This is a genomic window from Pseudomonas botevensis (assembly GCF_019145475.1).
In the GTDB taxonomy this organism is placed as follows: domain Bacteria; phylum Pseudomonadota; class Gammaproteobacteria; order Pseudomonadales; family Pseudomonadaceae; genus Aquipseudomonas; species Aquipseudomonas botevensis.
Map to the genome: position 1 here is coordinate 193,244 of NZ_JAHTKI010000007.1, position 12,884 is coordinate 206,127.

General features: G+C 63.4%; 15 protein-coding genes and 1 pseudogene. 11 read left to right on the plus strand and 5 right to left on the minus strand.

What is annotated here, in order from left to right:
- Positions 1–56: 56 nt before the first annotated feature.
- From KVQ74_RS11890 to KVQ74_RS11910, 5 genes are all read right to left on the minus strand, one after another.
- On the minus strand, positions 57–1,478 hold the full coding sequence (locus KVQ74_RS11890; protein ID WP_217831266.1) for a cbb3-type cytochrome c oxidase subunit I: 1,422 nt from the start codon (positions 1,476–1,478) through the stop codon (positions 57–59).
- Between the two features lie 3 nt (positions 1,479–1,481).
- A complete protein-coding gene (locus tag KVQ74_RS11895; RefSeq protein WP_217831267.1) occupies positions 1,482–1,922 on the minus strand; it encodes a c-type cytochrome in 441 nt (146 codons plus the stop codon).
- Positions 1,923–2,022: 100 nt separating this feature from the next.
- Positions 2,023–2,274, minus strand: a complete 252-nt coding sequence (locus tag KVQ74_RS11900) for a cytochrome C oxidase subunit IV family protein (RefSeq protein ID WP_217831268.1) — start codon at positions 2,272–2,274, stop codon at positions 2,023–2,025.
- A gap of 11 nt (positions 2,275–2,285) precedes the next feature.
- Positions 2,286–2,873 (minus strand): cytochrome c oxidase subunit 3, encoded by a 588-nt coding sequence (locus KVQ74_RS11905; protein WP_217831269.1) that lies wholly within the window; start codon positions 2,871–2,873, stop codon positions 2,286–2,288.
- A complete protein-coding gene (locus KVQ74_RS11910) occupies positions 2,857–3,642 on the minus strand; it encodes a CbbQ/NirQ/NorQ/GpvN family protein (RefSeq protein WP_217831270.1) in 786 nt (261 codons plus the stop codon). The genes KVQ74_RS11905 and KVQ74_RS11910 overlap by 17 nt, the downstream gene beginning before the upstream one ends.
- A gap of 198 nt (positions 3,643–3,840) precedes the next feature.
- Between KVQ74_RS11910 and KVQ74_RS11915 the strand changes: the two genes are divergently transcribed.
- From KVQ74_RS11915 to KVQ74_RS11965, 11 genes and pseudogenes are all read left to right on the plus strand, one after another.
- On the plus strand, positions 3,841–5,526 hold the full coding sequence (locus KVQ74_RS11915) for a nitrite reductase (RefSeq protein ID WP_217831271.1): 1,686 nt from the start codon (positions 3,841–3,843) through the stop codon (positions 5,524–5,526).
- Positions 5,527–5,550: 24 nt separating this feature from the next.
- Entirely contained in the window at positions 5,551–5,865 is a 315-nt protein-coding gene (locus KVQ74_RS11920; RefSeq protein ID WP_217831272.1) for a c-type cytochrome, read from the plus strand.
- Between the two features lie 16 nt (positions 5,866–5,881).
- Entirely contained in the window at positions 5,882–6,208 is a 327-nt protein-coding gene (locus KVQ74_RS11925) for a c-type cytochrome (protein WP_217831273.1), read from the plus strand.
- The gene (locus KVQ74_RS11930) at positions 6,205–7,383 is read left to right on the plus strand and encodes a cytochrome D1 domain-containing protein (protein ID WP_217831274.1); all 1,179 of its coding nucleotides are present in this window, start codon (positions 6,205–6,207) and stop codon (positions 7,381–7,383) included. The genes KVQ74_RS11925 and KVQ74_RS11930 overlap by 4 nt, the downstream gene beginning before the upstream one ends.
- A gap of 1 nt (position 7,384) precedes the next feature.
- Positions 7,385–7,843 (plus strand): Lrp/AsnC family transcriptional regulator, encoded by a 459-nt coding sequence (locus tag KVQ74_RS11935; protein ID WP_217831275.1) that lies wholly within the window; start codon positions 7,385–7,387, stop codon positions 7,841–7,843.
- Positions 7,840–8,343 (plus strand): siroheme decarboxylase subunit beta, encoded by a 504-nt coding sequence (gene ahbB, locus KVQ74_RS11940; protein ID WP_217831276.1) that lies wholly within the window; start codon positions 7,840–7,842, stop codon positions 8,341–8,343. The genes KVQ74_RS11935 and ahbB (KVQ74_RS11940) overlap by 4 nt, the downstream gene beginning before the upstream one ends.
- Positions 8,336–8,779 carry an Lrp/AsnC family transcriptional regulator gene (locus KVQ74_RS11945; protein ID WP_217831277.1) on the plus strand — a complete coding sequence of 148 codons (444 nt, stop codon included), beginning with the start codon at positions 8,336–8,338 and terminating at the stop codon, positions 8,777–8,779. The genes ahbB (KVQ74_RS11940) and KVQ74_RS11945 overlap by 8 nt, the downstream gene beginning before the upstream one ends.
- A complete protein-coding gene (ahbB, locus tag KVQ74_RS11950; RefSeq protein WP_217831278.1) occupies positions 8,754–9,257 on the plus strand; it encodes a siroheme decarboxylase subunit beta in 504 nt (167 codons plus the stop codon). Before KVQ74_RS11945 ends, ahbB (KVQ74_RS11950) begins: the two co-directional genes overlap by 26 nt.
- A gap of 23 nt (positions 9,258–9,280) precedes the next feature.
- The gene (gene nirJ / locus KVQ74_RS11955) at positions 9,281–10,459 is read left to right on the plus strand and encodes a heme d1 biosynthesis radical SAM protein NirJ (RefSeq protein ID WP_217831279.1); all 1,179 of its coding nucleotides are present in this window, start codon (positions 9,281–9,283) and stop codon (positions 10,457–10,459) included.
- 70 nt (positions 10,460–10,529) lie between these two features.
- A complete protein-coding gene (gene cobA / locus KVQ74_RS11960; protein WP_217831280.1) occupies positions 10,530–11,369 on the plus strand; it encodes a uroporphyrinogen-III C-methyltransferase in 840 nt (279 codons plus the stop codon).
- Positions 11,366–12,853: pseudogene (locus KVQ74_RS11965) on the plus strand (cytochrome D1 domain-containing protein). Before cobA ends, KVQ74_RS11965 begins: the two are co-directional and overlap by 4 nt.
- The last annotated feature ends 31 nt before the right edge of the window (positions 12,854–12,884 follow it).

A 12,884-nucleotide genomic window follows, 5' to 3' on the forward strand; every position in this document is an offset into this window, starting at 1 on the left:
AAAAAAACGGCCCGCTGTCTCAGCCGGGCCGACCTTTTTCTAACCGTGGCGCAGGCTCACGAGGGCACCACCGGCGCCGGTGCGCGCAAAGCGGCGCGACCACGCTGGCGGAAACTGAGCAAGTAGCAGAGCAGTCCGGCGAAGAAGCCCAGACCGGCTCCCAGCCGCGCCCAGAACAGCACTTGCAGATGCTCGACCGTGCCCATGAACGGCAGTGGCTCGACCTGCCAGCGTTGCAGATAGACCTGCACCGCACCGGCGGCGGTGAGGAACAGCGTGATCGCCACCATCGACAGGGTCATCAGCCAGAAACCCCAGATTTCCAGGCTCTGCGAGCGCTCGTCACCGGCCTCACCCAGGCCACGCAAGCGCGGCATGGCGTAACTGATCAGCGTCATGACGATCATTGCGTAAGCGCCGTAGAACGCCAGGTGACCGTGGGCCGCCGTCAATTGCGTGCCGTGGGTGTAGAAGTTGACCGGTGCCAGGGTGTGCAGGAAACCCCAGACGCCCGCGCCAAAGAACGCGGTGACCGTGGTGCCCTTGGCCCACAGCGTGGCGGCACGGTTCGGGTGCTGGCGGCGACGCTTCTTCACCATGCTGAAGGCGAACATCACCATCGCCAGGAACGGCAGCGGTTCCATCGCCGAGAAGATCGAGCCGACCCACAGCCAGACCTCCGGCGCACCGATCCAGAAGAAGTGGTGACCGGTGCCGATGATCCCGGTAATCAGCGCCATGGCGATGATCACGTACAGCCACTTCTCCACCACTTCGCGGTCGACCCCGGTGATCTTGATCAGGACGAAGGCCAACATCGAACCCATGATCAGTTCCCACACACCTTCCACCCACAGATGCACCACCCACCACCAGTAGAACTTGTCGCGGGCCAGGTTGCCGGGGTTGTAGAAGGAGAACAGGAAGAACACCGCGAGGCCGATCAACCCGGTCATCATCACCATGCTGACCGTGGTCTTGCGCCCTTTGAGCAGGGTCATGCCGATGTTGTAGAGAAAACCCAGGCACACCACCACGATGCCCATCTTGGTGATGGTCGGCTGCTCAAGGAACTCCCGGCCCATGGTCGGCAGCAGTTCGTTGTGGGTCAGCCGGGCCAGGCCGGCGTAAGGCACCAGCAGATAGCCGAGGATCGTCAGCACCCCGGCGGCGGCGAACACCCAGAACAGCACAATCGCCAGTTTCGGGCTGTGCAGCTCACGGTCGGCCTCTTCCGGAACCAGGTAGTAGGCGGCGCCCATGAAGCCGAACAGCAGCCAGACAATCAACAGGTTGGTGTGCACCATCCGCGCCACGTTGAACGGGATGACCGGGAACAGGAAGTCGCCGATCACGTATTGCAGGCCCATGATCAAACCGAACAGCACCTGGCCGAGAAACAGCATCAGGGCAAACACGAAGTACGGTTTGGCGACGGCTTGCGAGGCGAATTTCAGATGTGGATTAGCCATGCTCATCTCTCAGCCCTCCTTGTTTGGCGGCCAGCCATTGGTGTTGATTTTCGAGCTCCACTTGAGGAATTCGGCGATGTCGTCGACCTCCTGCTCGCTCAAGTTGAACTGCGGCATCGCGCGCCGCCCCGGGACGCCCAGCGGCTGCATCTTCATCCAGGCATGCAGGAACGGCTTGAAGCCCTCCTCGCCGCCGCGCCGCTGCACCACGTTGCCCAGCTCAGGCGCAAAGTAAGCGCCCTCGCCCAGCAGCGTGTGGCAGCCGATGCAGTTGTTCTGCTCCCAGACGCTCTTGCCGCGAATCACTGCATCGGTGAGTTGCGCTTCGTTGCTGCGTTGGGGAAAGGTCTGTTCGGTGTGATAGGTCAAAGCCAGGAATATCAGGAAGAAAAAGATGCTTCCCCCGAAGTAGATGTTCCTGGCCATGCCTTTGGTGAAGGTCTCTGACATCGTCGCTTCCTCTTGGCTTGGCCCGTCCATGATAGGAAGCGCGGGGGCGAAATCCGCTTGATGGCAATCAAGAAAGTCAGATGGTTTTACTCAGGTTTTCCTAGCGCGAAAGCACCAGCGCAACCCCCACCAGCATCGCCAGCACCAACGCCCAGCTCAGCATCAACCGACGCCACAGACGTGGCGCACGGCGCAGCTCCATGAAGCCGTCGGCGATCAGCCAGGCCTTGCCGACCGCCACCAGCAAAATCGCTATCGACAGCGACGCACCGGCATGCGCCAGCAACACCGTGCAGACGCTCAGCGTCACCAGCGCAGCCCAGCAAAGAATCAGCAATCTGGAAACCGGCATGACGCCTCCCGTCAATCGAGCACGTAGACCAGCGGAAACAGGACCACCCAGACCAGATCGACCATGTGCCAATACAGCACACCGGACTCCAGACCACTGCGCTTGTCCGCGTCGAACCCGCCACGACGACAACGCTCGGCCAGCCATCCAAGGATGACCATGCCCAGCAGGACGTGGAGAAAATGAAACCCGGTGAGGATCCAGTAGAGGGTGAAAAACGTGTTGTGCTCAAGGCCCAGCCCCGACGCCAGCAAGTGCCGGTACTCGCTGAGTTTCAACACCACGTAGACACTGGCCGCGAGCAACGCCCCCAGCAACAGCGCCGCGCCGCGACGGGGCCGTGAGTGCCTGACCTGCTCCAGGGCCAGCGCGGCGAACAGGCCGGCGGTGAGCAAACCGAGGGTCATCGCCAGGCCGGTGGAGGTGTCCAGCAACAAGCGACTGTCGCTGAACATCTGCGGTTTGATCGCCTGGGTCACGGCGAACGCCAGAATCAACAGGGCGAACACCGACAGCTCGGCGAGCATGAAAAACCACATCGCCAGATCGCCCGGCAAGTGGCCGGGCGCAGCCGCTGCGGACTCAGCCGAAGTGGACATCGACCACGTCCATCAGCGCCGCAACGGTCTGCTGATCGTCGCTCAATGGTTCGGCCAGACAGGCCATGCAGGCCTCACGCGGGGTCATGCCGGAGCGGATCATCCGCGCGGTGAAAATCAGCAACCGGGTCGAAGCGACCTCTTCCAGATCATGTTGATCGAGCCGCCGCAACGCCTGCCCGAGCCTGACCACTTGCGTCGCCAGCGCCGTGTCCACCTGCGCCTCCCGGGCGACGATGCGCACCTCTTCGTCTTGCGGCGGATAGTCGAAACGCATCGCCACGAAGCGCTGGCGGGTGCTGGGTTTCATGCCCTTGAGCAGGTTCTGGTAACCGGGGTTGTACGACACCACCAGCATGAAACCCGGCGGTGCCTTGAGCACTTCGCCGGTGCGTTCGAGGAACAGCTCGCGGCGATCATCGGCCAGCGGATGCAGCACCACCACGGTGTCCTGGCGCGCTTCGACCACTTCGTCGAGGTAGCAGATCCCGCCCTCGCGCACCGCACGGGTCAGCGGCCCGTCCTGCCACCACGTGCCCTGGGCACCGATCAGATGTCGGCCTATCAGGTCGGCCGCGCTCAAATCGTCGTGGCAGGCCACGGTGTACAGCGGCCGCTTCAGACGATGAGCCATGTGCTGGACAAAACGGGTCTTGCCACACCCGGTCGGCCCCTTGATCAGCACCGGCATGCCATGGCGCCAGGCCTGCTCGAACAGCGCCTGCTCGTTGGCCTGGGGTTGGTAGAAGGGTTCGTTCACAAGCTCCATGGGACACCTGATTCGGCAGCGGGATTGAAAATCACGCTACTGACCCCTGCGACAAACTGGCAAGTGGCACGGCCGGCAAACTTGATCGCCGTCAAGCCGCCATCGACCTTCCCGGGCATAGCCTTGCAACGCACTAAGAACCTGCGTCCCGTGCTGCCGCGTGGCACGTCGCAAAGGTCTTGCCTGAGGAGAAATGGAATGCTGATCAGCAACAGAAAAACGTTTGCCCTGACTGTCGCCACACTCTGTTCGACGCTGGTGATGAGCCACGCCACCGGGGCCGAGGAGCCTGCCCCGGCGACGGCCGGCCCGGCACTGATGAAAACCGTCGGCGCCCCCGACATGAGCCAGGCCGAGTTCGACTCGTCCAAGGAAATCTACTTCCAGCGTTGCGCCGGTTGCCACGGTGTTCTGCGCAAGGGCGCGACCGGCAAGCCGCTGACGCCGGACATCACCCAGTCGCGCGGCCAGGCCTATCTGGAAGCCCTGATTACCTACGGCTCACCGGCAGGCATGCCGAACTGGGGAACGTCCAATGCGCTGACCAAAGAACAGATCACGGCCATGGCCAAGTTCATTCAACACACGCCGCCGACACCGCCGGAATGGGGCATGGCCGAAACCCTGAAGACCTGGAAAGTGCTGGTCAAACCCGAAGACCGGCCGAAAAAGCAGCTAAGCAAACTCAACCTGCCCAACCTGTTCTCGGTGACCCTGCGCGACGACGGCAAGATTGCCCTGATCGACGGCGATAGCAAGAAAATCGTCAAGCTGATCGAAACCGGTTACGCGGTGCACATCTCGCGGATTTCCGCCTCGGGTCGCTACCTGCTGGTGATCGGCCGTGATGCACGGATCGACATGATCGACCTCTGGCCGGTGGAGCCAACCAAAGTCGCCGAGGTCAAGGTCGGCATCGAGGCGCGCTCGGTGGAAACCTCCAAGTTCAAGGGCTACGAGGACAAATACACCATCGCCGGCTCCTACTGGCCGCCGCAGTTCACCCTCATGGACGGCGAAACCCTGGAGCCGAAGCAGATCGTCTCGACCCGTGGCATGACCGTCGACAAGCAGGAATACCACCCGGAACCGCGCGTCGCGGCGATCATCGCCTCCCACGAATGGCCGGAGTTCATCGTCAACGTCAAGGAAACCGGCAAGGTCATGCTGGTCAATTATCAGGACATCAAGAACCTCAGCATCACCTACATCGACGCCGCGCCGTTCCTGCATGACGGCGGCTGGGACAGCACCCACCGCTACTTCATGACGGCCGCCAACAACTCCAACAAGGTCGCCGTGATCGATTCCAGGGATCGCAAGCTGACCGCATTGGTGGACGTCGGCAAAACCCCGCATCCAGGGCGCGGCGCCAACTTCGAGCACCCGACCTACGGCCCGGTGTGGGCTACCAGTCACCTCGGCGATGACGGCATCTCGCTGATCGGCACCGACCCGCTCAAACACCCGCAATACGCCTGGAAACAGGTCGCCTCGATCAAGGGCCAGGGCGGCGGCTCGCTGTTCATCAAGACCCACCCCGACTCCCGTCACCTGTACGTCGATACCACCCTCAACCCGGATGCAAAACTCAGTCAGTCGGTGGCGGTGTTCGACATCGACAAGCTCGACGCCGGCTACACCGTGCTGCCGATTGCCGAATACGCGGGGATCAAAAAAGGCGCGATGCGCGTGGTGCAACCGGAATACAACAAGGCCGGCGACGAGGTCTGGTTCTCGGTGTGGAGCGGTCAGGAAGACGAGTCTGCACTGGTGGTGATCGACGACAAGACCCTGAAGCTCAAGACCGTGATCAAGGACCCGCGCCTGATTACCCCGACCGGCAAATTCAACGTCTACAACACCCAACACGACATCTATTGAGCTTCATCAATACAAGGACGCGTCATGAAAAATACTCTGTTTTCACTGTTCGCCCTGGGCACTGCACTGAGCGTGCAGCCGGCCATGGCCCAGGACGGGCTGGAACTGTTCAAGAGCAAACCCTGCGCCGCCTGCCATGCCATCGACGCCAAACTGGTCGGTCCGGCACTCAAGGAAGTGGCGGCGAAAAATGCCGGTGTTGCCGGCGCCGCAGACACCCTGGCCGGGCATATCAAGAACGGTACGCAAGGCAATTGGGGACCGATCCCGATGCCGGCCAACCCGGTGACGGATGACGAAGCGAAGACGCTTGCGACCTGGGTCCTGAGCCTCAAATAGCCAACTGGAGGGCGCCATGACGATCCATCGACACGCTGTCGTTCTGGCGACCCTCCTCCTTTTTTGCGCAACCTCGGTGGCCGCGCCGGACGCCACGCGTCAGGCGCAACTCGAACACCTGCTGGCCCAGGACTGCGGCGCCTGCCACGGCCTGCACATGACCGGCGGGCTCGGTCCCGAACTGACCCGCGCGGCGCTGGCCGGCAAGTCCCGGGACAGCCTGATCGCCACCGTCACCTTCGGCCGTCCCGGCACCGCGATGCCGCCCTGGGCCCCGCTGCTCGCCCCGGATGACATCCGCTGGCTGGTCGACCTTCTTCTCAAGGGATACCCCGCCTCATGATCCGATCCATTCTGCTGACTGCGGCGACCGGCCTGTTCCTGTCCGCCTGCGCCCAGCCGCCCTTGCGCGGCACCGGTGACCTCGGCGTGGTGATCGAACGCGCCAGCGGCAGCGTGCAAATCATCGAAAGCGACACCCATACCGCACTGGCCCGCCTCGAAGGCCTGGGGGATCTGTCCCATGCCTCAGTGGTGTATTCCCGCGACCAGCGTTACGCCTACGTGTTCGGCCGCGACGGTGGGCTGAGCAAGATCGACCTGCTGAGCCAACGCATCGACCGGCGGGTGATCCAGGGCGGCAACAGCATCGGCGGCGCCATCAGCCAGGACGGCAAACTGATCGCCGTGTCCAACTACGTGCCCGGCGGGGTCAAGGTGTTCGATGCCCATAGCCTGCGACAAGTGGCGGATATTCCAGCCACGCCGCTGGCCGATGGCAGCAAGCGTTCGCGGGTCGTCGGCCTGGTGGACGCGCCAGGCCAGCGCTTCGTGTTCAGCCTGTTCGATACCGGCGAGATCTGGAGCGCCGACTTCAGCCAGGGCGCGTCGCCGAAAATCAATCGTTTCAACAATATCGGCCAGCAGCCCTACGACGCACTGATTACCCCCGACGGTCGCTATTACATGGCCGGGCTGTTCGGTGAAGACGGCATGGCGCAACTTGACCTCTGGCATCCCGAGCGCGGGGTGAAACGCGTGCTCGGCGATTACGGACGCGGTCAGGAAAAATTGCCGGTGTACAAGATGCCTCACCTGGAAGGTTGGGCGGTGGCCGACAACCAGGCCTTCGTGCCGGCGGTCGGTCGCCATCAGGTGCTGGTGATGGATGCGCGCACCTGGCGACAGACCGCTGCGATCCCAGTGGCCGGGCAACCGGTGTTCGTCACCTCACGGCCGGACGGTCGGCAGGTATGGGTCAATTTCGCCTACCCGGACAACGATCGGGTGCAGGTGATCGACACGGAAACCCATGCCGTGGTCGCCGATCTGCGACCGGGACCGGCGGTGCTGCACATGGAATTCACCGCCCGGGGCGATCAGTTGTGGCTGTCGCTGCGCGATGGCGATCAGGTGCAGGTCTGGGACCCGTACAGCCTGAAGCCGGTCAGCACCCTTCCCGCTGCCGCGCCGAGCGGTATTTTCTTCAGCAGTCGCGCGCAGAAAACGGGTTATTGAAATGGACCTCGACCTGCTCAGCCGGCAACTGATCGACCGCTTCCAGCACGGCATGCCGCTGTGCGCCGAACCTTATCTGGAGATGGCCCGGGTCCTGAGTTGCAGCGAGGCGCAGGTGCTGGCCTGCCTGCAACGCCTGGAACTGGCCGGCGCCCTGTCGCGGGTCGGCCCGGTGTTCGAACACAGCCGCGCCGGGGCCAGCACGCTCGCCGCCCTCGCCGTGCCCGCCGAGCGCCTGCATCAGGTGGCCGAACGCGTCAGCCAATACCCCGAGGTCAATCACAACTACGGGCGCGAGCATCACTACAACCTGTGGTTTGTGCTGACCGGGCCTGATCGCCGGCACATCGAGCGTGTCCTTGAGGAACTGGAGCGCGACACCGGTCTTGCGCCGCTGGACCTGCCGATGTTGACCGCCTACCGCATCGACCTCGGTTTCGCCTTGGGAGAAAACCCATGACAGCCGCGCAGGCGCTGGCCCTGCGTCGCCTTCTGGAGCAAGGATTGCCGCGCGTTTCGCGGCCCTATCAGGCGCTCGCCGAGCAGATCGGCACGGACGAAACCCAGGTGCTCGGGCAAATGCGCCAATGGCATGCGCAAGGCCTGTTCCGCCGGATCGGCCTGGTGCTCAACCACCGCGCACTGGGCTTCACCGCCAACGCCATGCTGGTGCTGGATGTGCCGGACGCGCTGATCGATGAAGTCGGCCAGCGTCTGGGCCACGCGCCCGGCATCAGCCTTTGTTATCAGCGCCCGCGACGCTTGCCGCAGTGGCGTTACAACCTGTTCTGCATGGTGCATGGCCGGCAACGTGAGCGGGTCGAGGCGCAGATTCGGCAAATGCTGGAAGCCCATCTGCTCAGCGACCTGCCGCACCAACTGCTGTTCAGCAGCCACGCCTTCAAACAATGCGGCGGGCGTTTCGCCCCGCTGCCGAGCGGAGTGCCCGCCCATGGATGACCTCGACCGTCGCCTGATCAATCGCCTGCAACTGGGTCTGCCGCTGGTGCGCCATCCGTGGCAGGTGCTGGCCGATGAGCTGCAAAGCAGCGCCCGCGAACTGCTCGACCGCGTCCACAACCTGCTGGAAGACGGCGTACTGACCCGTTTCGGCCCGATGTTCGATATCGAGCGGCTGGGCGGCGCCTTCACCCTCGCCGCGCTGAGCGTGCCCGAAGTGCGTTTCGACGAGGTCGCCGGGCAACTGCATGCCTTGCCGGAGGTGGCGCACAACTATCGCCGCGAACATCCGTGGAACATGTGGTTCGTCCTCGGCTGTGCCTCTGAACAGGACCTGAGCGACACGCTACAGCGCATCGAGACCCTGACCGGTCTGCCGGTGCTCAATCTGCCCAAGGAGGAGACTTACCATGTCGGTCTGTATTTCCCGGTCTGAATCATCGCTCGCCCAACGTCTGGTGGTACTGACCCAGGCCGGTTTGCCGCTGGTGGAAGATCCCTGGGCCTGGCTCGCCGGAGAACTGGAGCTGAGCGTCGAATCCACCCTGGATCTGCTCAAGCGCTTGCAGGCCGAAGGCGCGATCCGCCGGATCGCCGCCGTCCCCAACCACTATCGCCTGGGCTATTGCCACAACGGCATGACCGTATGGGACGTGCGCGACACCGACATGCCGCGCCTCGGCGCCCTGCTCGGCGCGCAGCCCTTCGTCAGTCATTGCTATCGGCGCCCGCGTCGGCCGGGATGGCGCTACAACCTGTTTGCCATGGTTCACGGCCGCAGCCGCGAGGAAATCGACAGTTATCGCGAACACCTGCGTTACCTGCTGGGCGATGCCTGTGCCGCCGACGACATGCTGGTGAGCAGCCGCATCCTGAAAAAAACCGGGCTGCGCCTGTCACCCGCCGCACGCTGAACACACTGCACAAGGAGAGTGGCATGTTGAGGATCAGCCAATACCTGAAAGCCCTGGCCGGCCAGGCTCCGGCACCGAGAACCAGCCCGCCGGGCAGCCTGCGCCCGCCAGTGGTGATCTGGAATCTGTTGCGGCGCTGCAACCTGACCTGCAAACACTGTTATGCGACCTCGGCCGACAGCGTGTTTCGCGATGAGCTGGATACCTCGGCGGCACTGATGGTGATCGATGACTTGCACGACGCTGGCGTCAAGGTACTGATTCTTTCCGGCGGTGAACCGTTGCTGCGTGATGACCTGTTTGTGTTGAGCGCCCACGCCCGCGCCAAGGGTTTCTTCGTCGCCTTGTCCACCAATGGCACGCTGATCGGCTCGCACAACATCGCGCAGATACATGCTGCGAACTTCGATTATGTGGGGATCAGCATCGATGGCCTGGAAGCCACCCATGACGCGTTCCGCCAGCTCAAGGGCAGTTTCGCCAGCTCCATGCAGGCGATCCGTTTGTGTCGCGAGCACGGTATCCGCGTCGGCCTGCGCACCACGCTGACTCAGGAGAATCATGCGCAACTCCCGCAGTTGCTGGGGCTGATGCACGAATACGACGTGCAGAAGTTTTACCTGTCGCACCTCAATTACAGCGGTCGTGGCAAGCGCAGCCGCAAACTCGACGCCCGGCAACAGATGAGCCGCGATGCGATGAGGCTAATCTTCGAGCGTGCCTGGGACGATGTAATGCTGGGCCGCGACAGCGATTTCGTCAGCGGCAACAACGATGCCGATGCGGTTCTGCTACTGCAATGGGTCAACGAACATCTACCCGAACACGCTGCGCAACTGGAACACATGCTGCGCGCCTGGGGTGGCAATGCCTCGGGCAGCGGCATCGCCAACATCGACAACACCGGTGAAGTCCACCCGGACACTTATTGGTGGCAGCACTCGGTGGGCAACGTGCGGCGCACGCCGTTTCGGACCCTGTGGCTGGAGCAGCCCGACGCCCTGCTCCAGCAACTGCGCGCCCATCCCCGCGCGGTCGGCGGCCGTTGCGGTGAATGCCGCTGGTTGAGCCTCTGCAACGGCAATACGCGCACCCGCGCCTGGGCCGAGGGCAACCTCTGGGGCCAGGACCCCGGTTGCCACCTCAGCGACGAAGAAATCGGCCTGCCGCCGCTCGCCACCATTGCTTGCGTCACGCACTGAACTGCCCGTCCGGCCACCCCTGTGAAAAATGCGGGAGCCGGTCAACCTGATGAAGCCCCAAGGACGTCCCATGCCTCCATCGATTGTTCTTCCGTCCACTCTCGAATCCCCGTTCCGTCCCGGCGAAGTCGCCCTGGTCGGCGCCGGCCCCGGTGATCCGCGCCTGTTGACCCTGCGCGCCTGGAGTCTGTTGATGCAGGCCGATGCCGTGGTCTACGACCGTCTTGTCAGCCCTGAACTGCTGACACTGATCCCGCTGACCTGCGCCCGGCACTATGTCGGCAAGGCCAGTGGTTGCCACAGCCTGCCGCAGGAGCAGATCAACGAACTGCTCGCCGACCTCGCCGATCAGGGCCAGCGCGTGGTGCGGCTCAAGGGTGGCGACCCGTTCATTTTCGGCCGTGGCGCCGAGGAGCTGGAGTATCTTCTGCGCCGCAACATCGATTGCCAGGTCGTACCGGGCATCACCGCTGCCTCCGGGTGCAGCGCCTACGCCGGCATCCCGCTGACCCACCGCGACCTGGTCAACTCCTGCCGATTCGTCACCGGCCATCTGCAACATGACGGCGAGTTGAAACTGCCCTGGCACGATCTCGCCGACAGCAGCCAGACCCTGGTGTTCTACATGGGTTTGTCGAACCTGGGGATCATCGCCCAGCGCCTGATCGAGGCCGGACTGTCGGCCGACACGCCGGCAGCGCTGGTCAGCAACGGTACGCGGGTCGATCAGCATGTTGTGCGTGGTTTCCTGCATCAGTTGCCGACCCTGGCGCTGGAATGCCCGCCGGGCATTCCGACGCTGACGGTGATCGGCAAAGTCGTGGGTCTGTTCGCCGCGCAGCCGATGGAATTCCCGGCGCGCTTCTACCCGACGCAGGCGCTGCAACGCCACGGCAAGGTGGCGGTATGAAACGGGTGATGCTTGTCCCGCTGTTGTGGGTGGCCGCGCATGCCGGCGCGGCGACCTCTCTTGAAGAGGCGGCGAACAACTACCGGCAGCATTGCCAGAGCTGCCACGGCGCCAACCGTTTCGGTGCGAGCGGGCCGGCGTTGCTGCCGGAGAGCCTGAGCCGGATCAAGCCGGATGAAATTCGCAATGTGATCCGCGACGGTCGCCCCGCGAGCCAGATGGCCGGGTTTGCCACGCTATTGAGCCCGGCGCAAATCGACGGGTTAGCGGACTACCTCTAGCAACCGCCCGCCACCCCGCCGACCTGGAGTGATGACGAGATTCGCGGCAGCCATGCGCTGCTCGCCGATATCGGCAAACTGCCCGCCACACCCCAGCATGGCGCCGATCCGCTGAATCTGTTCGTGGTGGTGGAAGCCGGGGATCACCACATCGACATTCTCGACGGTGATCGCTTTGAGGTGCTGGCGCGGTTCAAGTCGCACTTTGCGGTGCATGGCGGGCCGAAGTTTTCGCCTGACGGGCGCTTTGTCTATGTAGCATCGCGCGACGGCTGGATCAGCCTCTACGACCTGCACAACCTGAAACTGATCGCCGAAGTTCGTGCCGGTCTCAACACCCGCAATCTGGCGGTGAGCAAGGATGGGCGCTGGGTGCTGGTGGGCAATTATCTGCCGGGCAGTCTGGTGGTGCTGGATGCGCGGGATCTGTCGCTGGTCAAGACCATTCCCGCTGTTGGTCTGGACGGCAGCGCATCGCGGGTCAGCGCGGTCTACACCGCACCGCCACGGGACAGTTTCATCGTCGCCCTCAAGGACGTGAAGGAAGTCTGGGAGTTGTCGAGCGCCGGGATACCGGACTTCGAACCCCGGCGAATCCAGGCCGGAGACAGGCTCGACGACTTCTCGTTTTCACCGGATTACCGGCAGCTCCTGGCCACCTCGCGCAAAGCCAAGGGAGGTCAGGTGATCGATCTGGACAGCGGCAAGGTCGTCACCGACATACCACTGCCAGGCATGCCGCACCTGGGTTCCGGGACATACTGGAAACGCAACGGCCAGTGGGTGTTCGCCACGCCGAACATCAGCAAGGGGCTGATTTCGGTGATCGACTTCAAGACCTGGAAACTGATCAAGGAGATCCCGACGCTGGGGCCGGGATTCTTCATGCGCAGCCACGCCAACTCACGCTATGCCTGGAGCGACGTGTTCTTCGGCCCCGACAATGATGCGATCCACCTGATCGACAAACAGACCCTGGAAATCGCCCACACCCTGCGCCCGATGCCGGGCAAAACCGCCGCCCACGTCGAATTCACCCGAGACGGACGCCACCTGCTGTTGAGCATCTGGGCCAGCGACGGCGCGCTGATCGTCTACGACAGCAACACCCTCCAGGAGATCAAACGCATCCCGATGAACAAACCGTCGGGCAAATACAACGTCGGCAACAAGATCGAATTCGCCGAGGGGACGTCGCACTAGCCCCGCCTCCTGTGGGGCTTGGCCATGCCGG